Source organism: Acinetobacter lactucae, from assembly GCF_013122135.1.
GTDB lineage: Bacteria > Pseudomonadota > Gammaproteobacteria > Pseudomonadales > Moraxellaceae > Acinetobacter > Acinetobacter lactucae.
The window spans coordinates 3818511-3834399 of sequence record NZ_CP053391.1 but is presented as its reverse complement, the minus strand read 5'-3'; the positions used below and the strand labels follow the sequence as shown (position 1 = coordinate 3834399).

The 15889-nt window shown below is 41.4% G+C and carries 13 protein-coding genes; 9 read left to right on the top strand and 4 right to left on the bottom strand.

The genetic code is table 11. The features are described 5' to 3' along the window. Positions 1-406: 406 nt before the first annotated feature. The gene (locus HLV59_RS17915; RefSeq protein ID WP_171430495.1) at positions 407-1786 is read left to right on the top strand and encodes a flavin monoamine oxidase family protein; all 1380 of its coding nucleotides are present in this window, start codon (positions 407-409) and stop codon (positions 1784-1786) included. 771 nt (positions 1787-2557) lie between these two features. Here the strand turns inward: HLV59_RS17915 and HLV59_RS17910 are convergent. Both HLV59_RS17910 and HLV59_RS17905 read right to left on the bottom strand, forming a co-directional pair. Further along, positions 2558-3211 carry a TetR/AcrR family transcriptional regulator gene (locus tag HLV59_RS17910; RefSeq protein ID WP_171430494.1) on the bottom strand — a complete coding sequence of 218 codons (654 nt, stop codon included), beginning with the start codon at positions 3209-3211 and terminating at the stop codon, positions 2558-2560. 332 nt (positions 3212-3543) lie between these two features. Further along, entirely contained in the window at positions 3544-4425 is an 882-nt protein-coding gene (locus tag HLV59_RS17905) for a LysR family transcriptional regulator (protein ID WP_016142532.1), read from the bottom strand. A 166-nt stretch (positions 4426-4591) separates the two neighbouring features. On the opposite strand from HLV59_RS17905, the gene HLV59_RS17900 reads away from it, so the two are divergent. The 7 genes from HLV59_RS17900 (at position 4592) to HLV59_RS17870 (ending at position 13192) form a co-directional block, all read left to right on the top strand. Further along, positions 4592-6109 (top strand): CoA-acylating methylmalonate-semialdehyde dehydrogenase, encoded by a 1518-nt coding sequence (locus HLV59_RS17900; protein ID WP_061874748.1) that lies wholly within the window; start codon positions 4592-4594, stop codon positions 6107-6109. An 11-nt stretch (positions 6110-6120) separates the two neighbouring features. Further along, on the top strand, positions 6121-7011 hold the full coding sequence (gene mmsB, locus HLV59_RS17895) for a 3-hydroxyisobutyrate dehydrogenase (RefSeq protein WP_171430493.1): 891 nt from the start codon (positions 6121-6123) through the stop codon (positions 7009-7011). Between the two features lie 77 nt (positions 7012-7088). Next, the gene (locus HLV59_RS17890) at positions 7089-8738 is read left to right on the top strand and encodes an AMP-binding protein (RefSeq protein WP_171430492.1); all 1650 of its coding nucleotides are present in this window, start codon (positions 7089-7091) and stop codon (positions 8736-8738) included. Positions 8739-8749: 11 nt separating this feature from the next. Beyond that, the gene (locus tag HLV59_RS17885; protein ID WP_171430491.1) at positions 8750-9877 is read left to right on the top strand and encodes an acyl-CoA dehydrogenase family protein; all 1128 of its coding nucleotides are present in this window, start codon (positions 8750-8752) and stop codon (positions 9875-9877) included. Positions 9878-9898: 21 nt separating this feature from the next. Then, positions 9899-10672, top strand: a complete 774-nt coding sequence (locus HLV59_RS17880) for an enoyl-CoA hydratase (protein ID WP_171430490.1) — start codon at positions 9899-9901, stop codon at positions 10670-10672. A 12-nt stretch (positions 10673-10684) separates the two neighbouring features. Beyond that, on the top strand, positions 10685-11710 hold the full coding sequence (locus tag HLV59_RS17875; RefSeq protein ID WP_171430489.1) for an enoyl-CoA hydratase/isomerase family protein: 1026 nt from the start codon (positions 10685-10687) through the stop codon (positions 11708-11710). 120 nt (positions 11711-11830) lie between these two features. Further along, on the top strand, positions 11831-13192 hold the full coding sequence (locus tag HLV59_RS17870; protein ID WP_171430488.1) for an MFS transporter: 1362 nt from the start codon (positions 11831-11833) through the stop codon (positions 13190-13192). A gap of 140 nt (positions 13193-13332) precedes the next feature. Here the strand turns inward: HLV59_RS17870 and abaI are convergent, their stop codons facing one another. Together abaI and HLV59_RS17860 are read right to left on the bottom strand one after the other, a co-directional pair. After that, positions 13333-13899 carry an acyl-homoserine-lactone synthase AbaI gene (gene abaI, locus HLV59_RS17865; protein ID WP_171430487.1) on the bottom strand — a complete coding sequence of 189 codons (567 nt, stop codon included), beginning with the start codon at positions 13897-13899 and terminating at the stop codon, positions 13333-13335. Between the two features lie 63 nt (positions 13900-13962). After that, entirely contained in the window at positions 13963-14379 is a 417-nt protein-coding gene (locus tag HLV59_RS17860; protein ID WP_171430486.1) for a DUF4902 domain-containing protein, read from the bottom strand. Between the two features lie 635 nt (positions 14380-15014). Here HLV59_RS17860 and abaR point away from each other — a divergent pair. After that, the gene (abaR, locus tag HLV59_RS17855; protein ID WP_171430485.1) at positions 15015-15731 is read left to right on the top strand and encodes a LuxR family transcriptional regulator AbaR; all 717 of its coding nucleotides are present in this window, start codon (positions 15015-15017) and stop codon (positions 15729-15731) included. The last annotated feature ends 158 nt before the right edge of the window (positions 15732-15889 follow it).

The window sequence follows — 15889 nt, the reverse complement described above, 5'->3', positions numbered from 1 at the left end:
AACTGAAGGGTGAAGGGTTATACACGTTTTTCATATGTTTCCTTTTTCATCGCGGTGTCTTCTCAATGAATTTCATGGCTTGTCCTATTTTTGCTAGGAAAAGGGCAAGCGATTCCTATACTACAGCTATCACATCAACTAAGGTTGATGCCCGACAAGCCCTAGAAAGTTTTTCTATCTACTATAAAATTTCGTCGTAAATCCATATTACTATTCAATTTTTTAAACTATTAACAATAGATAGATACCGATATTTAATTTTAAAAACAGTTGTTGTGATAATTAAAAATAAATGATAGGTTGATCAAACAATAAGCGGTTGGAAAGGCCTTATCCTAATTCTTGCCCTCAATTAAGCCAATTGCTATTCAAAAAGATCATGACGATGCAAATAATGGAGAGCGCAATGTCCAAATCACTTAATCCTAACTCAGAAGCTGCTTCAGTAGATGTCGTTATCGTTGGTGCCGGTTTTGCCGGTTTGAGCGCAGCAGAGCGACTAGTGTCCCTAGGAAAATCTGTCTTGGTTGTAGAAGGTCGTGATCGTGTCGGTGGTCGTTCCTTATCCGGCGAAGTTGCAGGCGTCAAAGTCGACCTTGGCGCCACATGGGTATCACCAAAACACACAGCGATTAATGATCTTGCCAAGAGAATGGGATGCACCACAACCAGCCAGTTTAACGAAGGCAAAAACCTTCTGTGGATGAAAGGGTGCCGCCATACTTACAAAGGTTCAGTTCCTAAAGCCTCGCTTTTGACCATACTCGATACAGCTAGGATTTTGAAGGCCGTGGAGAAACTGATCGCCAAAATTGACGTCGATGCACCCTGGAACACCCCTGGTGCTGACCAGCTTGATTCGATTTCTTTTGGCGAGTGGCTCGACAAGAAGCATGCACTAAGTGGCACCCGAGCAATGATGGCCGTTATTAGCAAAGTTCAATGGGGCTGTAGTCCAGGGGATGTTTCTCTATTGCACGCATTACGCTATATCCGCGCAGCAGGTAGCATTGACCATATGTTGGACGTTGAAGGTGGGCAACAACAAGATCGGATAACTGAAACCACTCAAGAGATCGCCTTACGCCTTGCTTCTCACCTCGGTGACAGAGTGATTGTTGATACTCCTGTTCGACGAATCAGCCAAGATGACAATGGAGTAACGGTCTTTACAGACACCAAAGTGATTAACGCCAAATATGCCATTGTTACCACTGCCCCCGCTCATCGTGCCAATATTGAGTTTGAGCCAATGCTACCTAACAAAGCCGTAGGCTTAACAAAGTCTTGGCATATGGGTGTGCTCAGTAAGGCTTTTATCGCCTATGAAAAGCCTTTCTGGCGTGCTAATGGTTTATCAGGAGAAGGGGTCACGGATACCGGAACAGTATTTATCACATTTGATGTTTCGCCTGACAATAACGGACCTGGCATTCTAATGGCCTTCTGTGATCCAAGAGTGTTTGACCGATTCAGTCCCGAGATTCGACGCAACCGAGTAATCCAGCAACTTAACGACCTATATGGTCCTGAAGCTTGTAATCCCATTGATTATGTTGATCATTGCTGGGGTGAAGAGTCATTCGCACCAGGTGGTCCCAATCCTGCGGTAGCTCCCTACGCAACAGTGACCCATGGTAGTGCTCTTATCGAACCTCATATGAGAATCTATTGGGCAGGAACGGAAACCGCTGGCGAATGGGCCGGCACTATGAATGGCGCGGTACTAACCGGCCAACGCACTGCAGAGCGAGTCGCTTCATTGATTTCTGGAACCGCTGGTTAAAAGCGAGTGAGAACTTATCAATACCGCCTCATTAGACTAATCTGGCCATATGGATATAAATATGGCCAGCTAGATCTCAAGTCTGAAGGTAGTATTCATCAGTGTTTGGACGGTTTCATCCAAGCTAGTGAAAGCTGGATAAAATTGTCCTGCCATCAATCCCGACTCATTGATGGCAATTTACAGAAAACACTCTTCAATCTGAATTTTTCTTATGGAAAATAATGACGAAATAGTTATGGAAAATACCAAAATCCTTATTTTCCTAGCCGCTGATTTTTTTACTTATACTGACTGCTGCGGTTTATGGCTGGAAGTTTTTCAAAAAGAAAAACACTCTCCTTGGGCTTGAATGCTGGATTGTTGCAATCTCTACTATTTACGACTTCTTCCACATCCCTAGTGACGATGAACAACATACAATTTTCTATATTGCAGCTCTTTCAACTTGGGCTCTGATTGTGGTGGTCTTGTACTACGCTTACTGTGCTTGAACGCTCTAAATACACAAACAGACTGTACTAATAAGGCTAATTATCAAGTGTTAAGAGCTTGTGATTCTAGAATGATTAACAACTCAGGAGAGCAGGATATTTTTTACTAAGATTTTATGGGATGGTTTGCTTGATCATGCCATCCTAAGTAGTCAGCCTATCCGCAAAAATTACTGAAAGTAACTGATCAATTAAGACGTTGGCGAGGGTTCAACAGATCAACTATTAGTTCAGCTTTCAACTTTGCTTATTCCATGCTGCTTTTTGAAAAATAGGCTTATTGTTGTTTATATGGGCTTATTAAAGTGATCACTGCATCAAGCAATGCCTGACCTTGTTTACCAGAAAAACGCTGCGGTTCTAAAGGCAGCATCAGCATCCAACCATCACTAATAGCAGAGATCTGATCAGCAAGAATCTCAGCAGGAATATCATCTCTGACTACTCCAGTCTCTTGCCCTTTTTCAAGCCTAGATGCCAATACTTTTTTAAATTGGGAATAACGCCTGCGAATAATAGTGGAGAACGCTGACTCATGTCTAGCATGGGCAAAGAGCTGAAATAGCGCCGACCACAACTCAGGATTATCCGCTTTAGACCTATCAAGCCAGCCCTGAAGCATGCCAAATATATCTGTGCTATGCTCTCCTGCATCCAATAGGATATCAAATTCATCAAATAGGCACTTCGTCACCTCTACGACCATTTCTTCTTTATTCGCAAAATTATAAGTTACAGCCCCTGTTGTACAGCCAGCATGCTGAGCCACCTTTCGAATGGAGGTACCAGCATAACCTTCGCTAGCTATGACAGATATGGCTGATTTGAGTAGCTCGGCTCGTTTTGCCTCCCTATCTTCTACAGGTCTTCCTCTACGAGTCATTTTTGCAGAAGTAGAAACTTTTTTAGAACGAGACGGTGAATCCTTCATAAAATCTGGCAACTCATCATTTGACTATTATAAAAAAACAACTGTTATTATAGACTAACAGTCACTTAAAGATATGCACTATCGATTTGGCAGAAATCAAGTATCTATAGCTCAGACCACTGTAAACCGTGACAGTAATTTCTGACATGCTATAAAAAGTATACATTACGTCGATACGATTTAGACAAATCAATCCTAAGCGGTGATAAACCTACACTCAGTAAGCATTATCATCTAGACCAAACTTTGCGCCTATTTGAAGAGATTTGTGTTGTGCGAGCAGCCCATTTGCTCAAATGTTTTAAAAAACTTTCTAATAGGTATTTAAATCTCTAATCAACTAACAAATGTTGGTATTTATCGGCTTGTTTGCGTAAATAATCCCAAACTAACTTAATGCGCGGTTCATGCTGTAAATCAACAAAGGTCAGCATCCAAAACGTGTGGGTAAAGCGAACTTGCTGCTCCAATACTTCTTCAAGTTCAGGTTTATCATCTGCCAAAAACTTGGGCAAAATCGCAAGTCCTGCGCCAGCACTCACCGCAATTTGTTGGGCCAAAATACTGCTGCTACGGAAGTTGGCATTCAACTTTAAAGGTAAACGTTCTAGACAGTACAACTCAGGGCTATACACCAGATCATCAATATAGTTCACAAAGCGATGTTGGGTTAAATCTTCTAAACCGCGAATAGGTGGGTTCTGAGCCAGATAATTTTGGCTACCATAAATTTTTAAACAATAGTCTGATAACCGCGTAATGATATATGGCCCAGAAGTGGGACGGTCAATTGACACCACAATATCTGCTTCACGGTGGGAGAGCTTAATCATTTTCGGTACTGGAATCAGGTCGATGGTGAGCAATGGATATTGAATAGAGAACTCAGCCAGTAAACGGGCTAAAAATGCAGTGCCAAAACCTTCAGGTGTGCCAATTCGCACACGACCTTGCAAAGGTTGATGTGGTTTCTCAATTTGTAAGAAAGCTTGTTCCATTTGCTCAACTCGAGGAACCAGTGCCATCCCTTCGAGTGTTAGCTCATAACCCGTCGCTTCACGTTTAAACAACGTTGTACCCAAAGCAAGTTCTAGTGCCTGAATCCGTCTAGCCACCGTACTGTGCTCGACACCAATAATCCGCGCAGCATTGGTTAGGGTTTTAGTCCGAGCTAAAACCAGAAAAAAATGTAGATGATCCCAATCCACTTTCATTTTTGTTGTCATCCTTGTGCATATTTGCACAACAATCGTGCATGAATTTCCGTTGGTGGTCAAAGTTTTCTTTGCTAGTCTCAATTGAAACTGGAATAAAGAAAATACGATTAAAAAGTATTTTCTAATAATTGAACACAATAAAAATATGGCCTACGGAGAGGTTATGAACACAATCCAAAAAATCGAATTGGAAACCGCTAAATTACTCATTAACGGAAATTTTATCGAATCTGAAACGCAGGAATGGCAAGACATTGTTAATCCTGCGACTCAGGAAGTGATTGGTCGCGTACCATTTGCAACGGTTAAAGAAGTTGACGCTGCTATTCAAGCTGCACAAGATGCTTTTGCTTCTTGGCGTCAAACCCCAATTCAGGCACGTATGCGCATCATGCTTAAGTTACAAGACTTAATCCGTGCCAATATGAAAGAAATTGCACAAGTACTAACGGCTGAACAAGGCAAAACCTTGGCAGATGCGGAAGGCGATATTCAACGTGGTCTAGAAGTGGTTGAACATGCGTGTTCGATCGGTACCTTACAAATGGGTGAATATGTTGAAGGTGTTGCACGTGGTGTAGACACGTATACCTTGCAACAACCTTTGGGTGTCTGTGCGGGTATTACGCCGTTTAACTTCCCTGCCATGATTCCGCTTTGGATGTTCCCAATGGCAATTGTGTGCGGCAATACGTTTGTTTTAAAACCATCAGAACAAGACCCGTTATCAACTATGATGCTGGTTGAGCTTGCGATTCAAGCAGGCATTCCAGCGGGCGTACTCAACGTTGTGCATGGCGGCAAAGAAGTGGTTGATCGTTTGTGTACACATAAAGACATTAAAGCGATTTCGTTTGTAGGTTCAACAGCAGTCGGCACTCATGTTTATAACCTTGCAGGACAACATGGTAAACGTGTGCAGTCTATGATGGGTGCAAAAAACCATGTAGTTGTTATGCCTGATGCCAATAAAGAGCAAACTTTAAATGCTCTAGTCGGTGCAGCGTTTGGTGCAGCAGGGCAACGTTGTATGGCATTGTCTGTTGCAGTCATGGTTGGCGACAGCAAACAGTGGATTCAAGAGTTAGTCGAAAAAGCGAAAACCTTAAAAGTAAACGCAGGCCATGAACCAAATACTGACATTGGGCCAGTGATTTCAAAACGTGCTAAAGCGCGAGTGCTTGACTTAATTAATAGCGGTGTTGAGCAAGGGGCAGAGTTGCTGCTCGATGGTCGTGATGTTCAAGTACAAGGCTATGAGTCTGGTAACTTTGTCGGCGCGACGATTTTTAGCGGCGTAAATACCGACATGCGTATTTATAAAGAAGAAATCTTTGGTCCAGTTCTTTCAATTATTTGTGTAGACACACTTGATGAAGCCATTGCGCTTATAAATGCCAATCCATTTGGTAACGGTGTAGGTCTATTTACACAAAGCGGTGCGATTGCACGTACTTTCCAAAACTTAATTGATATTGGTCAAGTCGGTATCAACATTCCAATTCCTGTGCCAGTGCCTTTCTTTAGTTTTACCGGTTCAAGAGGTTCGAAACTGGGTGATTTGGGACCATACGGCAAACAAGCTGTGCAGTTCTATACTCAGACCAAAACCATTACCAGTCGCTGGTTTGAAGATAGCCATGAAGTTGGCGGTGTAAATACAACAATTAGTTTACGTTAAGGGGATCACGGATGAATATCGCCTTTATCGGTCTAGGTAATATGGGCGGCAGAATGGCCCAAAACCTACTCAAAGCCGGAATCAACGTTTATGGTTATGACCTCAGTGAAGTTGCTATTCAGCACTTCGCCGAGGCAGGTGGTGTGGTATGTGACAGCCCGCAGGCAGCAGCAAAACAAGCTGATGTGGTCATTAGTATGTTGCCTGCGGCAAAGCACGTTAAAGAAGTTTACTTGGGTGAAAATGGTGTATTGGAAGTGCTAAAAGCAGGTAGCTTATGCATTGATAGCAGTACCATTGACCCACAAACCATTAAAGACATTGCTACTGTTGCACCTAACAAAAATATTAAAATCTGTGATGCACCCGTCTCTGGTGGAACCATTGGAGCCCAAGCAGGAACTCTAACCTTTATGGTGGGTGCCGATGATCAAACCTTTAATGAAGTAAAACCTGTGCTTAGCCACATGGGTAAAAATATTGTTCATTGTGGTGATGTTGGAGCAGGTCAAATTGCCAAAATCTGCAATAACCTGATTTTGGGTATTTCAATGGCAGCGGTGGCCGAAGGTATGGCACTTGGTGTGAAACTCGGCATCGACCCCCAAGCATTGGCCGGCGTCATTAACACCTCAAGCGGTCGTTGCTGGAGCTCGGATGTATGTAACCCGTGGCCGCATATTAATGAAAATGCACCAGCATCTCGAGGTTATCAAGATGGCTTTGCGACTCAGCTGATGCTGAAAGATTTAGGTCTTGCTGTCGAGGCCGCAGGCCAAGTTAAACAGCCAGTCATATTAGGTGGCATGGTGCAGCAGCTCTATCAGCAAATGTGCATGCGTGGTAATGCCAATCTCGATTTTTCGAGCATTATTCAGCAATACCTGCCACAAGAGGCATAACGGTAAAGCCAAAGGATGGCTTTAAACAAATTAAACCCTGTCGTGAATAACAACAAATCCGAACTGAGGGAAAAGATATGATGGATTATCAAAATGCTGCACAGACTTTCGATTTGGAAAGCACTGCAAAACAGATGTTATCAGGTTCATTTGATGCCTTAAATGCTTGTTATGAATGCTGTGATCGACACGCAGAGGGCGACAAAATTGCGCTGTATTGGCAAGGAAAAGACGGACGAAAAGAGCAATATACCTTCCGTGAATTAAAAGAATGGTCGAGTCAATTTGCAAACTTTCTAAAATCACAAGGTGTAAAAGCGGGTGACCGTATTTCAGGGCTATTACCAAGAACACCCGAATTGATTGTGACTATTTTTGCAGCTTGGCGCATAGGTGCAGTCTATCAACCACTATTTACTGCGTTTGGTCCAAAAGCGATTGAGCACCGTATTCAGCTTGCACAAAGTAAGCTGGTGGTGACTGATATGGGCAACCGTAGCAAGCTTGATGAAATTGAAAATTGCCCTCCAATTGTGACGGTGGCCGATGCACAAGGTACTCCGCTTAAAGCAGGTGATTTTAACTTTTGGAATGAAGTGAAGCAGCAGTCCGATCAATGTGATCTGGTCATGCGTAGCATCCAAGATCCATTTTTACTCATGTTTACTTCAGGGACTACAGGCCCTGCTAAACCATTAGAAGTGCCTTTAAAAGCACTGATTGCCTTTGGTCGATATATGCAAGATGCCATTGGTTTAACCGAAGAAGATTCATTCTGGAATATTGCCGATCCGGGTTGGGCGTATGGTCTGTACTACGCGATTACGGGGCCGCTATTCTTGGGTCACACTACTTTGTTCTATGAAGGTGGTTTCAGCACAGATAGTCTATGCCAAATTGTAAAAGATTATAAAATTAACAATTTGGCAGGTGCACCAACGGCTTACCGCATGATGATGGCAGCTGACCCAGCACAAATGGCACCGTTAAAAGGTCAGTTCCGTGTGGTGAGCAGTGCAGGCGAGCCACTCAACCCAGAAGTAATTCGCTGGTTTAAACAAGTGCTTGATGCTCCGATTTATGACCACTATGGGCAAACTGAAGTCGGCATGGTGGTGTGTAATCATCATGGTTTAAAACATGAAATTCATGCCGGTTCAGCAGGCTTCCCAAGTCCGGGCTATCGCGTTGCGATTGTCAATGAACAAGGTGAAGAGCTTCCAGCCGACACCCCAGGAATTTTAGCAGTCGATATTAGCCAGTCTCCAATGATGTGGTTCGGCGGCTATAAAGAAAGCCGTAAATCACCTTTCGTTGGTCATTACTATTTAACTGGCGACACTGCCGAGCTTCATGCCGATGGCAGCATGAGCTTTGTGGGTCGTAGTGATGATGTAATCACCACATCGGGCTATCGTATTGGGCCTTTCGATGTAGAAAGTGCATTACTCGAACACGACGCTGTGGTTGAAGCAGCAGTGATTGGAGTGCCTGACCCAGACCGTACCGAAATCGTTAAAGCATTCGTGATTTTAGCCGCAGATGCTCAACCTTCTGAGACACTTGCTGAGCAACTCAGCCAATTTGTTAAAAGACGACTTTCTGCACATGCGTACCCACGTTTAGTTGAATTTGTGAGTGAATTACCTAAAACTCCAAGTGGCAAAATTCAGCGCTTTTTATTGCGTAATCAAGAAATTGCTAAACAACAAGCTAAAGCAGGGTAAAGGAAATAATAATGCAATTTACCGAAGAACAATTACTCATTCGTGATATGGCGAAAAGTTTCGCCCAAGAACAAATCAAACTCAATGCAAGTGATTGGGACCGAGACGGGACATTCCCGAAAGACACATTGGCTCAAATGGGTCAACTCGGTTTTATGGGTATGCTTGTTTCAGAGCAATGGGGTGGTTCTGACACGGGTAACTTAGCCTATGTACTGGCACTCGAAGAAGTTGCGGCAGCCGATGGTGCAACTTCGACCATCATGAGCGTACACAACTCGGTTGGCTGTGTACCTATTTTAAAATTTGGTACCGATGAGCAAAAAGAGCGCTTTTTAAAGCCTTTGGCACAAGGTGAAATGATCGGTGCTTTTGCTTTAACTGAACCACATACTGGCTCAGATGCGGGAGCTATTAAAACCCGTGCAGTAAAAGATGGCGATGACTACATTTTAAATGGTGCCAAGCAATTTATTACCTCTGGTGATAATGCCGGTGTCATTATTGTATTTGCAGTGACCGATCCAAGTGCAGGCAAAAAGGGTATTAGCGCATTTTTAGTCCCACGCGAGACACTGGGTTATGAAGTGATTCGTGTTGAAGAAAAACTGGGTCTGCATGCTTCAGATACGTGTCAGATTGCTCTGACAGATGTACGCATCCATAAAAGCCTCATGCTAGGTAAAGAAGGCGAAGGCTTGAAAATCGCACTTGCCAATTTAGAAGGTGGACGTATTGGTATTGCTGCACAAGCAGTTGGTTTAGCACGTGCGGCGCTCGAAGAAGCAACCCGTTATGCCAAAGAGCGTATTACTTTTGGAAAACCAATTTTTGAGCATCAAACCATCGCGTTTCGCCTTGCTAGTATGGCAACTGAAATTGAAGCAGCGAGACAACTGGTTCACTACGCTGCGCGTTTAAAAGAAGCAGGTCAACCGTGTTTGAATGAAGCTTCAATGGCCAAGCTATTTGCTTCAGAAATGACTGAGCGAGTGTGCTCGAGCGCGCTACAAGTGTTTGGTGGCTATGGCTACCTGAGAGACTTCCCAATTGAGCGTATCTATCGTGATGCCCGTATTTGCCAAATTTACGAAGGCACCAGTGATATTCAACGTTTAGTCATCGCACGTAGTCTATAAAATCAGAACAAGGAATAAATAATGCAGTGGCAAAGTATTTTATTAGAAAAGCGTAATGGGGTTGGATTGATTACATTAAATCGCCCTCAAGCGCTCAATGCTTTAAACAGCGAATTAATTAGTGAAATTAATCAGGCATTAGATCAGCTCGAAAAAGACCGTGAAATTGGTTGCATCGTATTGGCAGGTTCTGAAAAAGCTTTTGCCGCAGGCGCAGACATTAAAGAAATGGCTGATTTAGCATTTCCTGATATTTACTTTGATGACTTTTTTCATCTTGCAGACCGTATCGCACAGCGCCGTAAACCTCTAATTGCTGCGGTCAGCGGCTATGCATTAGGTGGTGGCTGTGAATTAGCACTCATGTGTGACTTTATCTATTGTGCTGATAACGCCAAGTTTGGTTTGCCTGAAGTGACTTTAGGCGTGATTCCGGGTATTGGTGGCACACAACGCTTAACTCATGCCATTGGTAAAGCCAAAGCAATGGAAATGTGTTTTACCGCTCGTCAAATGGGTGCTGTAGAAGCAGAGCAAAGTGGTTTGGTTGCACGTGTGTTTACTAAAGAAGAATTACTTGAACAAACCTTGCAAGCAGCAGAAAAAATCGCAGCACGCTCTTTAACTGCAAACATGATGCTTAAAGAAACCATTAACCGCGCTTTTGAAGTGAATCTGACTGAAGGTTTACGTTTTGAAAGACGTATGTTCCATTCAATATTTGCAACATCTGACCAAAAAGAAGGAATGCAGGCTTTCGTTGAAAAACGGCAGGCAAATTTTAAAAATCAATAAGAGATCAATAAAATGAATACAGAAAATCACTTAATGATTGAGCAACAAGGTAAGTTGGGCATTATTACCTTAGACCGTGTGACTCATCTCAATGCACTGTCGCTAGATATGATTAAAAGTATTGGTGCCCAATTAGAACTTTGGCGAAATGATGCGGATGTTCAGGCAATCTTAATCAAATCAAATAGCCCAAAAGCCTTTTGTGCAGGTGGAGATATTCGCTATCTCTACGACAGCTATAAAAATGGCACAGCCGATTATAAAGGCTACTTTAGCGCCGAATATAAAATGCTAAATACACTGCGTGAATATACAAAGCCAATCATCGTTGTACTTGATGGCTATGTCTTAGGTGGTGGTTTTGGTTTGGCTCAGGCGTGTCACATTGTGGTGAGCAGTGAAAAATCCAGATTTGCCATGCCTGAGACAGCGATTGGTTTTTTCCCAGACGTCGGGGCAACGCATTTCTTGTCTCGCCTTGATGATATCGGCGTTTATATGGCAATTACGGGAGAGCAGATTAGCAGTAGCGATGCACTCTACCTCGATTTAATTGACTACCATGTGCCAAGCGAGCAGTTACAAGCTTTACAGGATGCTCTTGTTGAAGCACCAAGTTTAAGCAAAGAGGGAATTGAACATATCATTACCCGATTTATTACTCGCCCGGCTGAAAGTGAATTAAAACAATTGGCGGAAGGCATTCGTAAACACTTCGGATATCAGCATTTAGATGAAATCGAGCAAAGTCTTGAAAATGAACAAGATGAAAGCTTAAAGACGTGGGCAAGCAAGATGCTCAGCATTTTGCAGCAGCGCTCGTTTATAGCCAAACAAACCAGTTTGAAACTGCAACATTTAGGCCGTGGGCTTTCTTTACCGCAGTGTATGCAGCTTGAACGTGATTTACAGGATATCTGGTTTGAGCATGGTGACTTTATTGAGGGTGTTCGTGCTCTCATTGTGGATAAAGACAAACAACCACAGTGGCAAGAACGTAATTCGAAATTTGAGCCAATTTTAGAAAAATTGAGCTAAACCGTATTACGTAATCCTAAAAAGCTTAAGGAGATAAAGCGAGACCTGAAAATGCTTATGGTCAGGGTTGGTCATAAGCATAAAAAAGATAAAACAAGAAAATCTAAAAAGGACATTACGATGCAATCAATACATGGAAACGGTTCAAATACTAAAAAGTCGTCACATCGATTAGCAGGCATCTCTAGCATGGTCGGCACTACCATTGAGTGGTATGACTTTTTTATTTACGGTGCGGCGGCAGCGCTCATTTTCAATAAGCTATTTTTCCCAAATCTGGATGCACTTACCGGCGTGCTTGCTGCATTTGCAACTTATGCCGTTGGATTTATTGGAAGACCGTTAGGCGGCTTAGTCTTTGGTCACTTTGGTGACAAAATTGGCCGTAAATCGATGTTGCTACTGACCTTGATGCTCATGGGCATCCCAACTGTACTGATTGGCTTATTACCGACTTACGAATCAATTGGTTATTGGGCTGCGATTGGTTTGGTTGTCTTGCGATTCATTCAAGGTATGGCAATGGGCGGTGAATGGGGTGGTGCCGTACTGATGGCCGTTGAACATGCGCCCGAAGGCGGTAAAGGGTTCTGGGGAAGCCTGCCTCAAGCTAGTACAGGTGGTGGTTTAATGCTAGCCTCAATCGCGTTGGGTCTGGTGTCGTTATTACCTGAAGAAGCACTGTTTAGTTGGGGTTGGCGTTTACCATTTCTTGCTAGCATTATTTTACTGGCAGTGGGTTGGTATATTCGTGTAAAAGTGCCTGAGTCACCAGATTTTGAAAAAGTAAAACAGCAGTCTGAAGAAGTCAAAGTTCCTGCTTTACAGGTTTTTAAAAACCATCCAAAGCAACTCATCACCATTATTTTGGCTCGCGCAGCCGAGAACGCATGGTTCTATATTGCCTCAACATTTACATTAGCTTATACCACTGCACAACTTGGAATCCCACGCCAAGACATTTTATTTGCCACCATTTGCGGTGCAGCCGTCATTTTATTTATGACGCCGTTATGTGGACATTTGTCGGATAAAGTCGGCCAACGCAATATATTTATGTTTGGCCTATGCATACTGGCACTTTACTGCTACCCATTTTTTACCATGCTCAATACAAAAGATCCGGTATTAGTGTGGACAGCAATTGTTTTGGCTATTGGTGTTGTATTCCCAATTATGTATGCACCGCAAGCTCAGCTTTTTGCACGTCAATTTCCTGCGGAAATCCGCTATAGTGGAATTTCAATTTCGGTACAGTTGGCTGGCGTACTAGGTGGTGGTTTGGCACCGATGATTGCTACTAAACTGTTGAGTGTGGGGCAGGGCAATCCATATCTAATTATGCTTTATATTGGAAGTATGGCTGTAGTTGCAATTATATCGACGTCATTTATGCCGCGCGATTGGAGGGCTAAAACGGATGAGGCTTATCATAAGAAAGAGGAATTAAATTTGAAAACCAAAATTACTGAGCAGTCTTAATATTAAGTTTGAATTTTCAAATAAAGAAAGCCCTAATCTTTTGACTAGGGCCTTTTAAATTTGGAGCGGGAAACGAGATTCGGGCTTAAGACCTTAATCTTTGCAATGTCAACAATATTCTTAGACTTTAATTTAAAAAATTACACTTCAATTAAACATGCAAACATCGAATAACCATCAATAACCATGGGTGGGCCTGCACGATGAGCACGAAAACCCGCAGCACGTAATAACCGCTCTACCCCAAGAGGTGAAGTGGTAATAAGTTGTTTGGCGCCTTGTTTTCTTGCAAAGTTGATCGCTTCTTGCAGAATAGCAATAGAGACGGGGGATGACACTGCGTGGCTAGCAGAAGAAGGTGGGTTTGAGAAATCCATGGCTGAAAATCTTGATAACTCCCAAATTTTAGGTGAGCAAGGAATAGGCATTCCATTAAGTAATTGAGGAAATATTTCACCAAGTAAATAAGGTTGAGTAGTCGGTAGTAATCTGGCACAACCAATAATATTGAACTCTTCATCTTGAGCGACGACATACGCGGTATCAACTTTGTCAAACTGATCTAGTTCTTCATGATTTGGACAGTTCAACTCCCAACCTAAATACTCAACAAACACCCTATAGCGGTAATTTTTAAATTTAGTATATAGGCCTTCTGAAAAATTATTTTGAAATCCAGCAATAACATTCATTACAAGTGCTTCCACTTATTTTTCAAGTGACTTTACTGAACAGCTGGGAGGGCGGTAACTGTAAGAATTTACAGGTTTCTAAGAGAAATATGGAGTTAATTTAGCCATTGTTCGGGTTGTATTGATTTGGGTATAAATGAACTGTTCCCAGAACAAAGTATCAATTTTCTTTTTGATTAGTGTGTCAGTCAGAGCACATCCAATATCTGTACCATGTAGATCAACAATCATGATATTACTTCGAGGTAGGCCAATACGTTTTATGCTCGTGATGCCATTGTATTCAATAAATTCCCAGTCCCATCCAGTACTTAAAGCTGGGGTCAGTGAGGTTGCCCACTCAGTAAAACCATAATGTAGAGTTTGACAATCTTGCATTTGCGTTGATTCAACAATAGATATGAGATGGTGGAGTGGATAGTTCATAAGCTGGTTTTCATTCATTCGAATAAAACCATCTGTTGATATTGATAAATGAGAGGGGACGGTGACCATGCTACCTGTTCAAATGACTTGAATTGGGGTTCAATGGATAAATAGCATAAATTATTGCCAATAAAATACTGTTATCTTTAACAGGTTAACTGGTGGCAGATTGCATGCAACATTAAGCTATTCTTGAGAGTAGGGTTTATTTAAGTGGAAATTAAGAATTTTTCCTTCTTAATAGGAAAACCATGTATTTTTATATTATAAACAAAATGTTTTATACATATTATAGATAGTGTCTAGTTCATTGATTGAAGAATAATTGTAATAAAATCATATAATTTTTTAATTTTTAAAGATTGCTAATTTCTCTTATGATTAGTGTAGAATAATATGGGAATCAGGAGATAATAAAAATATTATTTAATTAAATTAATAAGAATATGCAAATTAGATTAAGTAATAGGCTTATTTTGTAAGCCAAAAATAATCATTTTTTTGGAATAAAATGTGCCCTATAAAATTTAATATTTAAAGCATAATCTGCGCATGCAATATAACAACCTTACAAAGCTTTCTGAAACTATTTTACCCGAATAATTTAAAACCCTCTCAGGCTAAAAAATGTTGTTAATTGGATTATGAATTCACAATATGCAACTGCGTAAAAATAATTTATGTGCGAGGACTAATGCGGGAAAATGGAAAGTTGGCAAGAAGATCTACTATCGGCATCTCTGATCGTACAAAATGAATATCAATTGTTTGAAATCGTTAAATCCACAGCTTTAAAGCTCGGATTTGATTATTGTGCGTATGGTATGCAATCGCCTTTGTCTATTGCCGAACCAAAAACAATTATGTTGAATAATTATCCACAAGAATGGCAGAAACGCTATGTGGAACAGCAATATATAAAGGTAGATCCAACCGTGCAGCATTGTATGGTGTCACTTCAACCTCTTATATGGTCGAGCCAATCTGCGAAGACACAAGAACAAAAAGAGTTCTGGGAAGAAGCAAGTTCTTATGGCCTAAATGTCGGTTGGGCACAGTCAAGCCGCGACTTTATTGGTACTAGAGGAATGTTAACTCTGGCAAGATCCAGTGAGCAATTGTCAGAAAAAGAGCAGAAAGCTCAATATACGAATATGTATTGGTTGACCCAAACAGTACACTCCAGTATTGCTAAAATTGTAAATGACACAGAATTTGCTCAGTTTAATCTTTATTTAACTCATCGTGAAAAAGAGGTATTACGTTGGACTGCTGAGGGTAAAACATCAGCAGAGATTGCACAGATTATTGGAGTTACTGAAAGAACAGTAAATTTTCATCTTTGTAACGCAATGCAGAAGTTAAATGTGAATAATAAAATTTCAGCTGCTATTCGAGCTGTAATGTTAGGGATTTTATAGAATTATATATAAATATTTGAAAAATTTAATATTAGATTAATTGGGGTATTTTAATTTTGTATTTAAAGTTAAGTTGAATTAATTAAAATAAAATTTCATAGAAAGATTATGTAAAAATTTTTATTTTAAAAAGTATAAGTTAAATTAAAATTAATTTT